The organism is Pseudomonas sp. MT3, assembly GCF_054720805.1.
Genome location: NZ_JBTVPY010000010.1, coordinates 44,353 through 61,720, shown reverse-complemented (window position 1 = coordinate 61,720; position 17,368 = coordinate 44,353). Strand labels below are relative to the sequence as shown.

16 protein-coding genes and 1 riboswitch are annotated in these 17,368 nt (G+C 69.2%); of the genes, 15 read left to right on the top strand and 1 reads right to left on the bottom strand.

Annotation, left to right across the window (positions count from 1 at the left end):
• Positions 1-24 precede the first annotated feature (24 nt).
• The 12 genes from ACYCAX_RS12215 to ACYCAX_RS12160 all read left to right on the top strand — a co-directional run bounded on the left by ACYCAX_RS12215 (position 25) and on the right by ACYCAX_RS12160 (position 13,380).
• Positions 25-2,070 carry an FUSC family protein gene (locus ACYCAX_RS12215; protein ID WP_460248119.1) on the top strand — a complete coding sequence of 682 codons (2,046 nt, stop codon included), beginning with the start codon at positions 25-27 and terminating at the stop codon, positions 2,068-2,070.
• Positions 2,071-2,092: 22 nt separating this feature from the next.
• A riboswitch (cobalamin riboswitch) is annotated at positions 2,093-2,317 on the top strand.
• Positions 2,318-2,429: 112 nt separating this feature from the next.
• Positions 2,430-4,274: a TonB-dependent vitamin B12 receptor gene (gene btuB, locus ACYCAX_RS12210; RefSeq protein ID WP_460248118.1), complete on the top strand. Its 1,845-nt coding sequence runs from the start codon at positions 2,430-2,432 to the stop codon at positions 4,272-4,274.
• Between the two features lie 14 nt (positions 4,275-4,288).
• On the top strand, positions 4,289-4,900 hold the full coding sequence (gene cobO, locus ACYCAX_RS12205; protein ID WP_294977033.1) for a cob(I)yrinic acid a,c-diamide adenosyltransferase: 612 nt from the start codon (positions 4,289-4,291) through the stop codon (positions 4,898-4,900).
• Between the two features lie 28 nt (positions 4,901-4,928).
• Positions 4,929-6,224, top strand: coding sequence for a cobyrinate a,c-diamide synthase (locus ACYCAX_RS12200; protein WP_460248117.1), 1,296 nt, complete (start codon positions 4,929-4,931; stop codon positions 6,222-6,224).
• Positions 6,225-6,230: 6 nt separating this feature from the next.
• On the top strand, positions 6,231-6,881 hold the full coding sequence (gene bluB / locus ACYCAX_RS12195; RefSeq protein ID WP_015478320.1) for a 5,6-dimethylbenzimidazole synthase: 651 nt from the start codon (positions 6,231-6,233) through the stop codon (positions 6,879-6,881).
• The gene (gene cbiB / locus ACYCAX_RS12190; RefSeq protein WP_294977028.1) at positions 6,878-7,807 is read left to right on the top strand and encodes an adenosylcobinamide-phosphate synthase CbiB; all 930 of its coding nucleotides are present in this window, start codon (positions 6,878-6,880) and stop codon (positions 7,805-7,807) included. The genes bluB and cbiB overlap by 4 nt, the downstream gene beginning before the upstream one ends.
• A complete protein-coding gene (cobD, locus tag ACYCAX_RS12185) occupies positions 7,808-8,809 on the top strand; it encodes a threonine-phosphate decarboxylase CobD (protein WP_294977026.1) in 1,002 nt (333 codons plus the stop codon).
• Between the two features lie 26 nt (positions 8,810-8,835).
• A complete protein-coding gene (locus ACYCAX_RS12180) occupies positions 8,836-10,299 on the top strand; it encodes a cobyric acid synthase (RefSeq protein ID WP_294977053.1) in 1,464 nt (487 codons plus the stop codon).
• Positions 10,300-10,413: 114 nt separating this feature from the next.
• Positions 10,414-10,935 carry a bifunctional adenosylcobinamide kinase/adenosylcobinamide-phosphate guanylyltransferase gene (cobU, locus tag ACYCAX_RS12175; RefSeq protein ID WP_294977024.1) on the top strand — a complete coding sequence of 174 codons (522 nt, stop codon included), beginning with the start codon at positions 10,414-10,416 and terminating at the stop codon, positions 10,933-10,935.
• Positions 10,932-11,987, top strand: coding sequence for a nicotinate-nucleotide--dimethylbenzimidazole phosphoribosyltransferase (gene cobT, locus ACYCAX_RS12170; RefSeq protein ID WP_294977023.1), 1,056 nt, complete (start codon positions 10,932-10,934; stop codon positions 11,985-11,987). The genes cobU and cobT overlap by 4 nt, the downstream gene beginning before the upstream one ends.
• A complete protein-coding gene (cobC, locus tag ACYCAX_RS12165; protein ID WP_294977021.1) occupies positions 11,984-12,574 on the top strand; it encodes an alpha-ribazole phosphatase family protein in 591 nt (196 codons plus the stop codon). The genes cobT and cobC overlap by 4 nt, the downstream gene beginning before the upstream one ends.
• The gene (locus tag ACYCAX_RS12160) at positions 12,571-13,380 is read left to right on the top strand and encodes an adenosylcobinamide-GDP ribazoletransferase (protein WP_080636237.1); all 810 of its coding nucleotides are present in this window, start codon (positions 12,571-12,573) and stop codon (positions 13,378-13,380) included. Before cobC ends, ACYCAX_RS12160 begins: the two co-directional genes overlap by 4 nt.
• A 142-nt stretch (positions 13,381-13,522) precedes the next feature.
• Here ACYCAX_RS12160 and ACYCAX_RS12155 read toward each other — a convergent pair whose 3' ends face one another.
• Complete coding sequence (locus ACYCAX_RS12155) at positions 13,523-15,343, bottom strand: acyl-CoA dehydrogenase C-terminal domain-containing protein (RefSeq protein ID WP_460248116.1); 1,821 nt, start codon at positions 15,341-15,343, stop codon at positions 13,523-13,525.
• 174 nt (positions 15,344-15,517) lie between these two features.
• Between ACYCAX_RS12155 and ACYCAX_RS12150 the strand changes: the two genes are divergently transcribed.
• The 3 genes from ACYCAX_RS12150 (at position 15,518) to ACYCAX_RS12140 (ending at position 17,336) form a co-directional block, all read left to right on the top strand.
• Positions 15,518-15,934: a MarR family winged helix-turn-helix transcriptional regulator gene (locus tag ACYCAX_RS12150; protein WP_041712134.1), complete on the top strand. Its 417-nt coding sequence runs from the start codon at positions 15,518-15,520 to the stop codon at positions 15,932-15,934.
• A gap of 80 nt (positions 15,935-16,014) precedes the next feature.
• On the top strand, positions 16,015-17,217 hold the full coding sequence (locus ACYCAX_RS12145; RefSeq protein WP_294977014.1) for an MFS transporter: 1,203 nt from the start codon (positions 16,015-16,017) through the stop codon (positions 17,215-17,217).
• Positions 17,214-17,336 carry a hypothetical protein gene (locus tag ACYCAX_RS12140; protein ID WP_269078313.1) on the top strand — a complete coding sequence of 41 codons (123 nt, stop codon included), beginning with the start codon at positions 17,214-17,216 and terminating at the stop codon, positions 17,334-17,336. Before ACYCAX_RS12145 ends, ACYCAX_RS12140 begins: the two co-directional genes overlap by 4 nt.
• Positions 17,337-17,368 lie beyond the last annotated feature (32 nt).

Sequence of the window (17,368 nt, the reverse complement as noted above, 5' to 3'; positions counted from 1 at the left end):
CGGTTTCCTGCCGGTGGTCTCGCCATGCCTGCTCTGCCTCCTTCGTTGTCTGCATTCGCCCAGGCCATCTTACGCCCCCGGGTGGTCGATCTGCAGTTCGCCATCAAGGCGGTGCTGGCGGGCGGGATCGCTCTCTACCTGGCGTTCGTCTTCCAGTTGCAGCAGCCGCAATGGGCGCTGGTCACGGTGTTCGTGGTCAGCCAGCCGTTGAGCGGCATGGTGCTGGCCAAGAGCGTGTTCCGCCTGCTTGGCACGCTGACGGGGGCGGCCATGTCGGTGGCCCTGGTCGCCTGGCTGGGGCAGGCGCCCTTGCCGTTCCTGCTGGCGATGGCGCTATGGCTGGCGTTCTGCACCGCCGGGGCGTCGATGCTGCGCAATTTCTCGTCCTACGGCTTCGTGCTGGCCGGCTATACCGCCGCGATCGTTGCCCTGCCAGCCTCGGCCGCGCCGCTGACGGTCTTCGACCAGGCCGTGGCCCGCTGTTCGGAGATCGGCCTGGGCATTGCCTGTGCTTCCCTGGTCAGCGTGCTGCTGTGGCCGCGCAGCACGGAGCAGCAGTTGCTCGAGCAGGCGCGCAAGGTCTGGTCGTCGACGCTGAAGGCGGCGTCCGCGGAAATGCTGGGCACCGATGAACACGCGGCGCTGATCGCTACCCTGGGCAGCATTCTGGAGCTGGATGGGCGGCAGGAGCAGGCGTGGTTCGAAGGTCCGACGGGGCGTCGGCGAGTGCCTGCGTTGCGTGGGCTCAATGCCGCCCTGCTCGGCCTGCTGCGCGCCGCGCGCCGGGTTGCGCGGGAAGGACGGTTGCTCGACGCCGCCGTCGAGCTGGCCGTGCGCCCCTGGCGCGAGCTGGTGCGCGAGTGCCTGGAGAATGCGCAACAGCCCGACTTCACCGCCTGCCGGGAGCATCTGCTCGGTGCGCTGGAGAACGCCGCAGGTGCACAGGAGCGCGATTACCTGGAATCTCTGCTGGCGGTGCTGGATCGGGGCCGGCAATCCCGGCGCAGCCTGGAAGCACTGCTTTACGGTGAAGCGACACGCGAGGCGCCGGCGCTGATCGTCTGGCACCGGGACGTCGAGCGCGGGCTGCTGTTCGGCCTGCGCAGCGCCCTGGCATTTCTCTGCGTGGCGGGGTTCTGGGTGGTCAGTGCCTGGCCCAGCGGCCTGGGCGCGGTTTCCATCACCGGTGTGGTGCTGAGCCTGTTCGCCAGCCGTGACGAGCCAGCCGGCGCGGGCCTGAACTTCCTGCGCGGCATCCTCCTCTCGATTCCCGTGGCGGCGGTTGCCGTGCTGGTGATCCTGCCGCGATGCGAAGGATTCACGGCGCTCTACAGCGTACTCGGCATACCGCTGTTCATCGCGGCGCTGTGCACGACGCGGCCGGCCATCGCCGCAATGGCATCGGCCTTCTGCATCTTCTTCGTGAAGAACGTGGGGCCGAGCAACCAGATGGTCTACGACCTCGACCACTTCCTCAATTCGGCGTTGGCGACGGTGCTGGGCGTGGGGTTCGCGGTGCTGGTGTTCAACCTGGTGGAGCTGCGGCCGGGGCGCCGCCACTACCGGCGAGTGCTCGGCGCACTGCTGGCCGACCTGGCACGGCTGACCCGTGGCCCGCTGCCCAGGCTGGAGGCCTGGTTCGACGGGCGCAGCGCCGACCGCCTGCTGCGCCTGGTGCAATACCAGGACGGCCTGCCGCGGGAACGCCGCGCCCAATGGCGGGGAGGGCTGTTCGGCCTGGCGTTGGCGGACGAACTGCTGTTCCTGCGCGACAGCCTGGGCACGGCGCGGGGGCCGCTGCGGCGCGCGCGGGACTCTTATCTGGCGCGGTTGCGGCAGTTGCTGCTCGACGGCGGGCCGCGTAACGACCGGGAGCATGCGCTGGATGGAGTCGAGGAGGCGCTGTCGGCTGCGTTGCAGGGCAATCGCTGGCTGGAGGAAGGCCAGCGCCGCCGGGCACGGGCCGCCGTCGGCCAATTGCGCTCGATCTGGTTGCGCTGGTGCCGGGAGGCTGCGGCCGACGCACCGGTGCGCTTCGTCACCCTGGGAGCGACAGGCCGCCGCAATTGACCGTGGCTGGCGACAGCCACTAAGCTGCGCGCCTGCTTCAGGTGCCCCCGGTGCAAGTCGGGGGTGAAACAGGGAAGCCGGTGAAGTCCGACCTCGCGGTCCGACCAGTCCGGCGCTGCCCCCGCAACGGTAAGCGAGCATCGAACCGCATTCCGCCACTGTGCCATCGGCATGGGAAGGCGCGGTTTCAGGAGCCTGTCACGGCCCACTCGCAAGCCCGGAGACCGGCCTGCTGCATGTCATGGCATCGCGGTGGGCGCTGTCGAGCGTTCCGGCTGATCGACCGCCGGGGCGCTACCGTCCTCCGCCTGCCTTTTTCGGTCAGAGCCGCGCGGGTGAGAGCGGCGGAGTGAGTTCACGTGAAGCATTTCCTCTATTGGCCGACAGCCCTGGCGCTGGGCGGCTTCTCCTGCATCGGCCTGGCGGCGGACGAAGCGCCGCTGGTGCTCGACGATCAACTGGTGACCGCCACGCGCACCGAGCGCCGCGCCGAGCAGACGCTCGCTTCGGTCAGCGTGCTGGACCGCGCCGACATCGAGCGCAGCCAGGCGCAATCGGTGCCCGACCTGCTGCGGCGGCTGCCGGGGATTTCCCTGGCCAGCAACGGCGGCCCCGGCAAGGCCACCAGCCTCTACCTGCGCGGCAGCGAATCCGACCATGTGCTGGTGCTGATCGACGGCATCAAGGCCGGCTCGGTTTCGTCCGGCGGTGCGTCCTTGCAGGACTTGCCGGTGGCGCTGATCGAGCGCATCGAAGTGGTGCGCGGGCCGCGTTCCAGTCTGTACGGTTCCGAGGCCATCGGCGGGGTGATCCAGATATTCACCCGACAGGCACTGGAGCCGGGCTTCAAGCCCTGGGCCTACGCCGGGGCGGGTAGCCAGAGCACCTACGAAGGCAGCGCCGGAGCCTCGGCCGGCAACGGTCGCGGCTGGTTCGCCCTCGGCGTATCGAGCCTGGATACCGCCGGCATCGACGCCAAGGCCAACGGTGCCAGCGGCCATGAGCCGGACCGCGACGGCTACCGCAACCTGTCCGGTTCGCTGCGTGCCGGCTACCGTTTCGACAACGGTCTGGAGCTGGACGGCAGCCTGCTGCAAACCGATTCGCACAACGACTTCGACACGGTGAACAGCCGCCGCACCCAGGGCTTCGATGCCTACAACGATGGCGTGCAGCGGGTGATCGGCGGCCGCGTGCGCTTCGCGCCGCTGGAGCCCTGGCGGGTGAGCCTGTCCGCCGGGCGCAGCGAGGACAAGTCCGATGCCTACCAGGACGGTGCCTTCTACTCGCGCTTCGACAGCCGTCGCGACACCGCGTCCTGGCAGAACGACCTGGACCTCGCGCCCGGCCACACCCTGACCCTGGGCTACGACTGGCAGCAGGATGAACTAAGCAGTTCCACAGACTATGCACTGACCTCCCGCGACAACCGCGGCACCTTCGCCCAGTACCTGGGCAGCGCGGGGCGGCATGACTGGCAACTGAGCCTGCGCCACGACGACAACCAGCAGTTCGGCAGCCGCAACACCGGCAACCTCGCCTGGGGCTACGCGCTGACCGACGCCGTACGGGCCTTCGCCAGCTACGGTACGGCGTTCAAGGCGCCGACCTTCAACGAACTCTATTACCCTGGCTACGGCAACCCCGACCTGGATGCGGAAACCTCGCGCAGCGTCGAAGTCGGCGTGGACGGTCGCCACGGCTGGGGCCACTGGGCGGTGAACCTGTACCGCACGGCGATCGACGACCTGATCGCTTACGACTCGGCATTGCGTGCGCCGGACAATATCGACCAGGCGCGCATCCGCGGTGTCGAACTGCAGCTGGGCAGCCAGTGGCGGGACTGGGTGTGGAACGCCAACGCCAGCCTGCTCGACCCGGAAAGCCGCGCCAGCGGCAACCGTGGCAACGACCTGCCGCGCCGCGCCCGGCAGTTGTTCAACCTGGACCTCGACCGGCGCTTCGACGCGCTGAGCCTGGGCGCCAGCCTGCACGCCGAAGGCCACCGCTACGATGACCTGGCCAACCGCAATCGCCTGGGCGGCTTCGCTACCCTGGACCTGCGCGGCGAGTATCGACTGAACCCGGAGTGGCGTCTGCAGGCGCGCCTGAGCAACCTGTTCGACGCCGATTACCAGACCACCCTGGGCTATGAGCAGCCCGGCCGCGCCGTACTCTTCGGCGTGCGCTACCAGGCCCTTTGAGAGGAGAGAGACCGATGAGCGAATCCCCGGAAAAGGACGAACGCCACCGTTCGCGCATGCAGCGCAAGAAAACCGTGGTCGACGAGAAGATCGCCCAGGCCCAGGGCGAGCGTGGTGTGTTCCTGGTCCACAGCGGCAACGGCAAGGGCAAGAGCAGCTCGGCCTTCGGCATGGTCGCCCGCGCCTTGGGCCACGGCATGAAGGTGGGCGTGGTGCAGTTCATCAAGGGCGCCGCCACCACCGGCGAGGAGACCTTCTTCCGGCGTTTCCCCGAAGAGGTCAGCTACCACGTGATGGGCGAGGGCTTCACCTGGGAGACCCAGGACCGCCAGCGCGACATCGCCAAGGCCCGCGAGGCCTGGGACGTCGCCCGCCAGTTGCTGGGCGATCCGCAGATCGGCCTGGTGGTGCTGGACGAGGTGAACATCGCCCTCAAGCATGGTTACCTGGCGCTGGACAGCGTGCTCGCCGACATCGCCGCCCGTCCACCGATGCAGCATGTGGTCGCCACCGGGCGCGGCGTGCTGCCGGCGATGGTCGAGACGGCCGACACCGTGACCGAGATGGGCCTGGTGAAGCACGCCTTCAAGGCGGGCATCAAGGCGCAGAAAGGGGTGGAGTTCTGATGGCTGCCGTCGTGCCGGAACGCACCTGATGTCCGACTCCCGTCAGTGCCCCGCACTCCTGATCGCCGCCCCGGCCTCCGGCCAGGGCAAGACCACCGTGACCGCCGCCTTGGCACGCCTGCACACGCGCCTCGGACGCCAGGTGCGGGTGTTCAAGTGCGGCCCGGACTTCCTCGACCCGATGATCCTGGCCCGAGCCAGCGGCGCGCCGGTGTACCAGCTGGACCTGTGGATGGTTGGCGAGGCCGAGAGCCGCCGCCTGCTCTGGGAAGCCGCCGAGGAGGCCGACCTGATCCTGATCGAAGGCGTGATGGGACTGTTCGACGGTTCGCCCTCGGCGGCCGATCTCGCCCGCCGCTTCGGCGTGCCGGTGATGGCGGTGATCAACGGCCAGTCGATGGCCCAGACCTTCGGCGCGCTGGCGGTCGGCATGGCTACCTACCAGAGCGACCTGCCGTTCTCCGGCGTACTCGCCAACCGCATCGGCAGCCAGCGCCACCGCGACCTGGTGCGCGACAGCCTGCCGGAATGGATCCGCTGGTATGGCGCGCTGCCGCGCGACACCGAGGTGGAACTGCCCAGCCGTCACCTGGGCCTGGTGCAGGCCGACGAACTGGCCGACCTCGACGCCCGCCTGGACGCCGCCGCCGATGCCCTGGCCGCCAGCGCCAGTACCGAGCTGCCGGTGCCGGTGCGCTTCGCGGCAGCCGGGCCGCGCGCCGCGCTCGGTCGTCTCGACGGCGTGCGGATCGGCGTGGCGCGGGACAACGCCTTCGCCTTCCTCTACCAGGCGAACCTCGATCTGCTGCGCGCACTGGGGGCCGAGCTGGTGTTCTTCTCGCCATTGTGCGACAAGGCGCTGCCTGCGGTGGACAGCCTCTACCTGCCCGGCGGCTACCCGGAATTGCACCTGCGCGCTCTGGCGGAAAACCTCTCCATGTCCCAGGCGATCCGTGCTCACCATGACGCGGGAAAGCCTATCCTCGCCGAGTGCGGAGGCATGCTCTATCTGCTCGACGCGCTGGCCGACGTGGATGGCGTACGCGCCGAACTGCTCGGCCTGCTGCCCGGCGAGGCACGCCTGCAGAAGCGCCTGGCGGCACTGGCGCTGCAGGCCGTGGTGTTGCCCGAAGGCACGCTGCGCGGCCACACCTTCCACCATTCGCTGCTGGACAGCCCGGAACCACCGCTGGCCCGTGGCGTCTGTCCGAACGACAAACCGGTGGCCGAGGCGGTGTTCCGTCGTGGCCGGCTTACCGCGTCCTACATCCACTTCTACCTGCCGTCCGCTCCGGACGCCGCGGTGGCCCTGTTTCGACCATGACCGACCATGACTCAGCACGCCTACAGCCTTGAGGAACGCGCCGCGCTCTACCGCGCCATTGCCGAGCGCCGCGACATGCGCCACTTCAGCGGCGGCGAGGTGGCGCCCGAGCTGCTTGCCCGTCTGCTGGAGGCCGCCCACCAGGCGCCCAGCGTCGGCCTGATGCAGCCGTGGCGGTTCATCCGTATCACCGCCAGGGCGTTGCGCCAGTCGATCCACCAACTGGTGGAGGACGAACGTGTGCGCACCGCCGAGGCGTTGGGCGAGCGCTCCGCCGAATTCATGCGGCTGAAGGTGGAGGGGGTGCTCGACTGCGCCGAAGTGCTGGTCGCCGCGCTGATGGACGGCCGCGAGGCGCATGTGTTCGGCCGCCGCACGCTGCCGCAGATGGACCTGGCCTCGCTGGCCTGCGCCCTCCAGAACCTCTGGCTCGCCTCCCGCGCGGAGGGCCTGGGCATGGGTTGGGTGTCGCTGTTCGACCCGGCCGCCTTGGGCGAACTGCTCGGCCTGCCCGTCGGGGCCGAAGCGGTGGCGGTGATCTGCCTCGGGCCGGTGAGCGAGTTCTACCCGGCGCCGATGCTGGCCCTGGAGGGCTGGCGGCAGCCGCGCCCGCTCGGCGAGCTGCTGTTCGAGAACCACTGGGGGGAGCAGCCATGAGCCTGGCGCTGTTGAGTGTGCTCGGGGTGGCGCTGGACGCGCTGCTGGGCGAGCCGAAGCGCTGGCACCCGCTGGTGGCCTTCGGGCGCTTCGCCGATCGACTGGAGCGGCGCTTCAATCGATCGCGCACGGATGCGGCGGCCGACACGCCCGGTCTGGGCTGGCGCAGTCATGGCGTTACCGCCTGGGTGCTCGCGGTCATTCCGCTGACCTTGATCGCAGGGTTGCTGAGCCTGCTGCCCCAGGTCGGCTGGCTGGTCCAGGCGCTCGCCCTGTATGCCGCGCTGGGCCTGCGCAGCCTGGGTGAGCACGCCGAACCGGTGGCCCTGGCATTGCGCGGCGGCGACCTGAACGAAGCGCGTCTGCGCGTGGGTTGCATGGTCAGCCGCGAAACCTCCGCGCTGGACGAGACCGCCGTGGCCCGCGCGGCCACCGAGTCGGTGCTGGAGAACGGCAGCGACGCGGTGTTCGCCGCGCTGTTCTGGTTCGCCGTGGCCGGCGCTCCGGGCGTGGTGCTGTATCGGCTGAGCAATACCCTCGATGCGATGTGGGGTTATCGCAACGCGCGCTTCGAACGCTTCGGCTGGGCGGCGGCGAAGATCGACGATGTGCTCAATTACATCCCGGCGCGACTGGTGGCGCTGACCTACGCGCTGCTCGGGCGGACCCGCCTGGCGCTGCGCTGCTGGCGCATGCAGGCGCCGCAATGGGACAGCCCCAACGCCGGCCCGGTGATGGCCGCCGGTGCCGGCGCCCTGGGTGTCGCGCTGGGCGGTGCGGCGCGCTACCACGGCGCGCTGCATGAACGTCCGCAACTGGGCGAAGGCCCGGCGCCGAGCGCGGCGGACATCTGGCGCGCGCTGGCCCTGGTGCGCCAGGGCGTGCTGCTGTGGCTGGCGCTCATTCTGATTCCGGGAGTGCTCTGAATGCTCGAACATGGTGGCCGGTTGCGCCGGGCGGCGCAGCACTATGGCATCCCGCTGGCGGAGTGGCTGGACCTGTCCACCGGCATCTCGCCCTGGCCCTGGAGCCTGCCGAACATCCCGGCCAGCGCCTGGATGCGCCTGCCGGAAGACGGCGATGGCCTGGAAGCCGCCGCGCGCCGCTACTATGGCGCCGAGACGCTGCTGCCGCTGTCCGGCAGCCAGGCGGCCATCCAGTTGCTGCCGAGGCTGCGCCGGCCGGGCAGGGTCGGCGTGGTCTCGCCCTGTTATGCCGAGCATGCCCATGCCTGGCGCAGCGCCGGGCACATCCTGCGGGAAGTCGGCGATCACGAAGTGACGCACCACCTGGAGCGTTTCGATGTGCTGGTGGTGGTCAACCCGAACAATCCCACCGGCCGACGCATCGATCCCGGCGTTCTGCTGGAGTGGCACGCGCGGTTGCACGAGCGCGGCGGCTGGCTGGTGGTGGACGAAGCCTTCATGGACTGTACCCCGGAGCAGAGCCTGGCCCCCCGTTGCGCAACCCGGCCGGGGCTGGTGGTGCTGCGATCCTTCGGCAAGTTCTTCGGCCTGGCCGGCGCGCGGCTGGGATTCGCTTTCGCCGAACCGCGCCTGCTGGCGGGCCTTGCGCAGTCGCTCGGGCCCTGGGCGGTGAACGGTCCGACGCGCTGGGCGGCGCAGGCGGTGCTGGGCGATCTCCACGAACACATCCAGCGCCGCCGCGACCTGGCCGAGGCCAGCCGGCGTCTGGCGGGGCTGCTCGGCGAGCATGGTTTCGCCCCCCAGGGCGGCACGTCGCTGTTCCAGTGGGTGGTGTCGATGCAGAGCCCGGTACTGCGCGAGCACCTGGCGCGCCAAGGGATTCTCGTGCGCCTGTTCGACTCGCCCGCCAGCCTGCGCTTCGGCCTGCCGGCGGACGAGGAGGGCTGGCGGCGCCTGGAGCATGGTTTGCACACCTTCAAGCAGATGGAGAACCTGCGATGACCTCGCCGACGGGGCAGGCCGCGAGGCTGATGGATCAGGGCACGACATTGATGGTGCAGGGCACCACCTCCGACGCCGGCAAGAGCACCCTGGTGACGGCGCTGTGCCGCTGGCTGCGTCGCCAGGGCATGGCGGTGGCGCCGTTCAAGCCGCAGAATATGGCGCTCAACAGCGCGGTCACCGCCGACGGCGGCGAGATCGGCCGCGCCCAGGCGGTCCAGGCCCAGGCCTGTGGATTGGCACCGCACACCGACATGAACCCGGTGCTGCTCAAGCCCAACAGCGACATCGGCGCCCAGGTGATCATCCACGGCCGCGCGGTGACCAGCATGAACGCCACCGCCTACCACGACTACAAGCGGGTGGCGATGCAGGCGGTGCTGGAGTCGCACGCGCGTCTCGCCGCGCAGTACCCGGTGGTCATGGTGGAAGGCGCGGGCTCGCCGGCAGAGATCAACCTGCGCACCAACGACATCGCCAACATGGGCTTCGCCGAGGCGGTGGACTGCCCGGTGATCCTCGTCGCGGACATCGACCGTGGCGGCGTGTTCGCGCATCTGGTCGGCACCCTGGAGTTGCTGTCCGTGAGCGAGCGGGCGCGGGTGAAGGGCTTCGTGATCAACCGCTTCCGGGGCGACATCGCGCTGTTGCAGAACGGCCTCGACTGGCTGGAACAGCGCACCGGCGTGCCGGTGCTGGGCGTGCTGCCATACCTGATGGATTTCCACCTGGAAGCCGAGGACGCCATCGACCTCCGCCAGGCCGCCAAGAGCGGCGAATGTCTGCGCGTGGCGGTACCGGTGCTGCCGCGCATCAGCAATCACACCGATTTCGACCCGCTGCGTTTGCACCCACAGGTGGAGCTGAGCTTCGTCGGGCCGGGGCAGCCGCTGCCGCCAACGGACCTGATCATCCTGCCCGGCTCCAAGAGCGTTCGAGCCGACCTTGCCTTCCTCCGCGAGCAGGGGTGGGAGACGACGATCCAGCGCCACCTGCGCTATGGCGGCAAGCTGCTGGGGATCTGTGGAGGGTTGCAGATGCTGGGACAGACCCTGGCCGACCCGCATGGACTGGAAGGCGCGGCGGGGGAGAGCGACGGCCTCGGCCTGCTGGACTTCCGCACCGTGCTGGAGCCGGAGAAGCAACTGCGCAATGTCCGCGGCCGGTTGGCGCTGGAGGATGCCGAGGTGGCCGGGTACGAGATTCATGCCGGCGTCAGCGAAGGCCCGGCGCTGGAATGTCCCGCCGTCCGCCTGGGCGATGGTCGCGCCGATGGCGCCGTGAGTGCGGACGGCCAGGTGCTGGGCACCTACCTGCACGGGCTGTTCGAGTCGCCGGCCGCCTGCTCGGCGCTGCTGCGCTGGGCGGGATTGCGCGAGGTGCGGAGCATCGATTACCACGCGCTGCGTGAGCGCGACATCGAGCGCCTGGCCGACCAGGTCGAGGCGCATCTGGATACTGCACGGTTGAAAGCACTATGCGGGCTGTAGGGGGGCTCTTCGTAGGAGCGAGCTTGCTCGCGAACAAATTTCCTCGAACGCGCCGGGGTCGGGCGGTTCGCGAGCAAGCTCGCTCCTGCAGATATCGATTTACCCGGAGACAACATGCTTGAACTGATCCTCGGCGGCGCCCGTTCGGGCAAGAGCCGCCTGGCCGAGCGCCTGGCGCTGCAAAGCGGCCTGCCGGTCACCTATGTCGCCACGGCCCAGGCCGGCGATGGCGAGATGTCTACGCGCATCCTCCAGCACCGCGAGCGCCGTCCCGCGCAGTGGGGGCTGGTGGAGGAGCCGCTGGCCCTGGCCGGGGCGCTGGAGCGCCTGGCCGATCCACAGCGCTGCGTGCTGGTGGATTGCCTGACCCTCTGGGTCACCAATCTGCTGATCCATGAAGACGGCTGGCGCCTGCGCGGCGAGATCGATGCGCTGCTGGAGACGCTGCCGCGCCTGCCGGGACGGATCATCCTGGTCAGCAACGAAACCGGGCTGGGCGTGGTGCCGATGGGCGAGCTCAGCCGCCGCTATGTCGACGAGGCCGGCTGGCTGCACCAGTCGCTGGCCGAGGTCTGCGAGCGCGTGGTGTTTACCGTCGCCGGCCTGCCCACGGTGTTGAAGGGGAATGCGTTATGAGTCTGCAATGGTGGCTGCAAGGTACCCAGCCGATCGACCGCGTGGCGCAGGACAAGGCCGCCGCGCGCCAGGACCGGTTGACCAAGCCGCGCGGCGCGCTGGGCCGCCTGGAAGAGGAAACCATCCGTCTGGCCGGCCTGCAGGGCCGCGAGCGGCCGACGCTGGAACACCTCTGGATCGCCCTGTTCGCCGGTGACCACGGCGTGGTGGCCGAGGGCGTATCGGCCTATCCGCAGGCGGTGACCGTCGAGATGCTGCGCAACTTCGTGCGCGGCGGCGCGGCGATCAGCGTGCTGGCGCGTGATATCGAGGCGCACCTGGAGGTGATCGACCTCGGCACGGCGACGCCGCTGGAACCGCTGCCGGGTGTGCTGCACCTGATGGTTGGCGCCGGCACCGCGAACTTCACCCGGTCGCCGGCGATGACCGCTGCGCAGTGCCTGATCGCCCTGGAAGCCGGGCGCGAGTCGGTGCGCCGGGCGCAGCAGGCCGGCGCGGAGCTGTTCATCGGCGGCGAGATGGGCATCGGCAATACCAGCGCGGCGGCCGCGCTGGCCTGCGCGCTGCTGGATGAACCGGCGCAGGCGCTGGTCGGCCCCGGTACCGGGCTGGATGCGCAGGGGGTGGCGCGCAAGGTCGAAGTGATCGAGCGTGCCTTGGCCTTGCACCGCCCCCAGTGCGACGAGCCTTTCGAAGCGCTGTGCCGCCTCGGCGGTTTCGAGATCGCCGCGCTGGCCGGCGCTTACCTCGCCTGCGCGCAGAAAGGCATTCCGGCGCTGGTGGACGGCTTCATCTGCAGCACCGCTGCGCTGTGCGCCACGCACCTCAACCCCAATTGCCGCGACTGGCTGCTGTTCGCCCATGCCGGTGCGGAACCGGGGCACGACCGTGTGCTCAGCGCGCTCAACGCGCAGCCGCTGCTGGACCTCGGCCTGCGCCTGGGCGAGGGCAGCGGCGCGGCGCTGGCGGTGCCGCTGCTGCGCCAGGCCTGCCGGCTGCACAGCGGCATGGCCACCTTCGCCGAGGCGGAGGTGTCGGATCGCCCGGCATGACGCTGTTCCTGGACCTGCTGCGCCACGGCGAAACCGAGCAGGGCGGCGGCTTTCGCGGGCGCCTGGACGATGCGCTGACTGAAACCGGTTGGGCACAGATGCGGGCGACGGTTGGCGAGGCGTGCCGCTGGTCGGCGGTGGTCAGCTCGCCGCTGCGCCGCTGCGCCGCGTTCGCGCAGGAACTGGCGGGTCGCCACGGGTTGCCGCTGAGCCTGGATGTCGATCTGCGCGAGCTGGATTTCGGCCAATGGGAAGGCCTTTCGCCAGCTAAGCTGATGGAAAGCGATGCCCAGGCGCTGGGACGTTTCTGGTCCGATCCCTACGCCTTCCCGCCTCCGGGTGGCGAGCGCTTGAGCGACTTCGAATCCCGTGTATTCCGGGCACTGGAGCGGTTGTACCGTGACCACGCCGGCGCATCCCTGCTGGTGGTGACGCACGGCGGCGTGATGCGCCTGCTGGGGGCCTTGGCCGGCGGCTTGCCGGCCCGGCGTTTGCTGGAGGTGGTGGTCGAGCATGGCCAGTGCCTGTCGTTGGCCGTGGCGCGTGAAGGCGAAGGCTGGCGAATCCAGCAGGCGGGACGGCGATGAGCGAACAACCCGAACGAGATGAACCCGTGCCAACGCCGGGTGACCTACCCACTTCCCCGCCCGCCGGCCCGCTCAGCGACTGGTGCCTGCCCCTGGTGGCGCTGCAGTTCCTCACCCGCCTGCCGGTGCGTTTCACGCAGATGCCCACGCCGGAACAGTTCGGCCGGGCGACGCTGTTCTATCCGCTGGTGGGGTTGCTGATCGGCGGGCTGCTGATGGGCGTGGGCGAGTTGCTGGTCAACGTGCACCTGCTGTTGCAGGCGGCGCTGTTGCTGGCGCTGTGGGTCCTGATCAGCGGTGCGCTGCACCTGGATGGCCTGGCCGATACGGCGGATGCCTGGGTCGGCGGCCTGGGCGATCGCGAGCGCACCCTGGCGATCATGAAGGATCCGTGCTGCGGGCCTGCGGCGGTGGTGACGCTGGTCGTGGTGTTGCTGCTGAAGTTCGCCGCGCTTGCCGCGGTGCTCGGCAACCACCAGTACTGGGCGCTGCTGCTGGCGCCGTGGCTGGGGCGTTGTGCATTGCCTTTGCTGTTCTTCAGCACCGAGTACGCCCGCCGCGGCGGCCTCGGGCAGGCGCTGGCGGACCACTTGCCGCGCCGGGCGACACCCTGGATGCTGGCGGGCAACGCCGCGCTGATGGTGGTGATGGGGTTGCCCGGAATGCTCGCGGTGGCGGTTGCGCTGGTGGTCTTCGTCTGGCTGCGCCGCCGCTTCATCGCTCGCCTGGGCGGTACCACCGGGGATACCGCCGGGGCGATGGTGGAGCTGATCGAGTGCGCAGTGCTGGTGGCGCTGGCGGTCTGATCATGTCCTCGCGGTTATGCGGGTGGGCTGGAGGTGTTGTAGGAGCGAGCTTGCTCGCGAACCGCATGGCTCCGATGCGGCCGGGAAGCGCGTTGGCGAGCAAGGGCTGGGCGCCCCCTCGGTCCTACGAAAAGCGCCCACCTCAATCGAAGGCGAAATGCTCCGTCTTCAAGCCCATGATCGACCGCACCGGCTTCGCCATCGCCGCCGCATGCCCCTTGGCGCGCGGCAGCAGGCGGGCGAAGTAGAACTCGCTGGTGGCGATCTTCGCCTTGTAGAAGTCGCTCGACTCGCTGCCGCCCTGGCGCAGGCGCTTGCGCGCGGCGGCTTCCTGCAGCGCCCAGGAATACGCCAGCGCGACGTAGCCGGAGAACATCAGGTAGTCGTGGCTGGCGGTGCTCACCAGGTCGCGCTGCTTGCGGGCGGTGAGGGCGATGCGCAGCGTCAGCAGGTTCCACTGCGCGCAGAGCTTGAGCAGGGTGAGCGCGCGACCGCGCATGGCCGGCTCCTGCTTGAGCAGTTCGACGGCGAACTTCGCCACCTGCCGGGTGAAGTCGCGCACCGCCTTGCCCTGGGTCATCAGCAGCACCTTGCGGCCGAGCAGGTCCAGCGCCTGGATGCCGGTAGTGCCTTCGTAGAGCGTGGCGATCCGCGCGTCGCGGACGATCTGCTCCATGCCGTGTTCCTTGATGTAGCCGTGGCCGCCGAATACCTGCATGCCGAGGTTGGCGCTCTCCAGGCCCAGTTCGGTCAGGCAGCCCTTGAGGATCGGGGTGAGGAAGCCGAGCTTGTCGTCCCAGCGGTCATATTCGGCGTTGTCGTTGGTCAGCAGGCCCTGGATCATCTTGTCGGCGTACTGGGTGGCCAGGTAGATCAGCGCGCGGCCGCCCTCGGCCACGGCCTTCTGGGTCAGCAGCATGCGGCGCACGTCGCCGTGGTGCATCAGGCTGTCGGCGATCTCGCCCGGTTCCTTGGTGCCGGAGAGGGCGCGCATCGAGCGGCGCTCGCGGGCATAGGCGAGTGCGCCCTGGTAGGCCAGCTCGGCGGTGGCGACGCCCTGGATGGCGGTGCCGATGCGCGCGCTGTTCATGAAGGTGAACATGCACTCCAGGCCCTTGTTCGGTTCGCCGATCAGGTAGCCGGTGGCGCCGTCGAAGTTCATCACGCAGGTGGCCGAGGCCTTGATGCCCATCTTCTTTTCCAGCGCGCCGCAAGTCACGCCGTTGCGCGGGCCGAGCGCGCCGGCTTCCCCGGGAAGGAATTTCGGCACGATGAACAGCGAGATGCCGCGCGTGCCTTTGGGTGCGTCCGGCAGGCGTGCGAGGACGATGTGGACGATGTTCTCGGTGAGGTCGTGCTCGCCGGAGGAGATGAAGATCTTGGTGCCGGTGATCGCGTAGCTACCGTCGGCGTTGGCTTCGGCGCGGGTCTTCACCTGGCCCAGGTCGGTGCCGCACTGCGGCTCGGTGAGGCACATGGTGCCGCCCCAGCGGCCTTCGGTGAGCGGGGTGAGGTAGGTCTGCTTCTGCGCCTCGGTGCCGTGCTGCATCACGGTGTTCATCGCGCCCAGCGACAGCCCCGGGTACATCGAGAACGGCCAGTTGGCGGTGCCCAGCATCTCCTGCTTGAGCGCGCCCAGGCTCATCGGCAGGCCCTGGCCGCCGTATTCCACCGGGTGCGACAGGCCCTGCCAGCCGCCGGCGACGTAGGCGTCGTAGGCTTCCTTGAAGCCCTTGGGGGTGCGCACTTCGCCGTTCTCCAGGTGACAGCCTTCCTCGTCGCCACTGTGGTAGAGCGGGGCGATAACCTCCTCGCAGAGTTTCGCGCATTCGCCGAGGATGGCATCGACCATGTCCGGCGTGGCTTCGCCGCCGTTGACCAGGTTCTGGTAGTGGCTGGGGAAATCGAAGACTTCGTTGAGCAGGAAGCGGGTGTCGCGCAGCGGAGCTTTGTAGACGGGCATCGGGGACCTCGGAGCGTGATGCGCCCCGTCGAAAGCGCGGGGCTGGATGGCCGCAGTTATACGGCTGGCTCCGCGCGATGCCCTTGGCTGCGCCAACGCGCCGATCTGGCAGATGGGACAATCGGTCGCGCCGGCCATTGACGATCCGCAGATTGCGGGTATATACACGCAGTCATGCTGACGACCCACTGTCTCTGTACCAAATTGCGCCGCTCCGCCCGTGCGGTCACCCGTGTCTATGATGACGCCCTGAAGGGGGTCGGGTTGACCACGCCGCAGTTTTCCCTGTTGCGGCACCTGTCGCGGCTGGAGCAGCCGAGCATCTCCGAACTGGCCGAAGCGATGGGCCTGGACCGCAGTACCCTCGGGCGCAACCTCAAGCCGCTGGAAGGTGAGGGGCTGGTACGCCTGGCGGAGGGCGCAGACCTGCGCAACCGTATCGTGGTGCTGACCGCGGAAGGGCTGGCGCGCATCGAGCTTGGCCGCGAGGCCTGGGATGCGGCGCAGCAGGATGTCGCGGCCCACCTGGGCGAGGACAAGCGCCGTCAGCTGGAAGCCTTGCTGGATGAACTGGCCGAGCTGGAGAGCTAGCGGCGGCCCGCGTGCAATGGATAGCTTTTCACCTTAGAAGACGGATTAAAAGCGGGTATATACCCGTTTAGGAGAAAACGATGTCGAAGCTATCGCGCACGGGGTTCTGGATACTCTTGTCCGGCGCCCTGATCCTGGCCTTGTCCCTGGGCATCCGCCACGGCTTCGGCCTGTTCCTGGCGCCGATGAGCGCCGAGTTCGGCTGGGGGCGCGAGACCTTCGCCTTCGCCATCGCCCTGCAGAACCTCATCTGGGGCATCGCCCAGCCGTTTACCGGGGCCATCGCCGACCGCTTCGGCGCCATGCGCACCGTGCTGGTGGGCGGCATCCTCTACGCCGTCGGCCTGGTGCTGATGGGCTACTCCGATTCGGCCTTCAGCCTGTCCTTGAGCGCGGGCCTGCTGATCGGCATCGGCCTGTCCGGCACTTCCTTCTCGGTGATCCTCGGTGCGGTGGGCCGTGCGGTACCGCTGGAGCGGCGCAGCATGGCGATGGGCATCTCGGCGGCGGCCGGCTCCTTCGGTCAGTTCGTCATGCTGCCGGGCACCCTCGGCCTGATCAGTTGGCTGGGCTGGTCCGCTGCGCTGCTGGCGCTGGGCCTGCTGGTGGCACTGATCGTTCCGCTGTCCGGGCTGATGCGCGACAAGCCGCTGCCGGTCCAGGGCCACGAGCAGACCCTTGGCGAGGCGTTGCGCGAGGCGGCCGGCCATTCCGGCTTCTGGCTGTTGTCCCTGGGCTTCTTCGTCTGCGGCTTCCAGGTGGTGTTCATCGGCGTGCACCTGCCGGCCTACCTGGTGGATCGCCATCTGCCGGCCACCGTCGGCACCACGGTGCTGGCGCTGGTGGGGCTGTTCAACGTGTTTGGCACCTACATCGCCGGCTGGCTGGGTGGGCGGATGAGCAAACCCAAGCTGCTCACCGGCCTGTACCTGCTGCGCGGCGTGGTGATCGTCGCCTTCCTCTGGGCGCCGCTGACGGTATGGACGGCCTATGCCTTCGGCATTGCGATGGGGCTGCTGTGGCTGTCCACCGTGCCGCTTACCAATGGCACCGTGGCCACGCTGTTCGGCGTGCGCAACCTGTCGATGCTCGGCGGCATCACCTTCCTGTTCCACCAGATCGGCGCCTTCCTCGGCGGCTGGCTGGGGGGCTATGTGTATGACCACACCGGCAACTACGATCTGGTCTGGCAGGTTTCCATCCTCCTCAGCCTGCTGGCGGGCCTGCTCAACTGGCCAGTGCGTGAGCGCCCGATCGAGCGGCCAGTCCTGGAGGCCGCGTGAAACGCAGGCTGGTGATCGTACTGGTACTGGGCATTTGCCTGGCGCTGGCCGGCCTCGCCTGGTGGGGCTGGCAGCGCGGCGGGCTGGCGCTGATGCAATTGGGCATGGGCAGTTGCTGATGCCCGGTGCGCGGGGTAGCGTGGCGGAATCA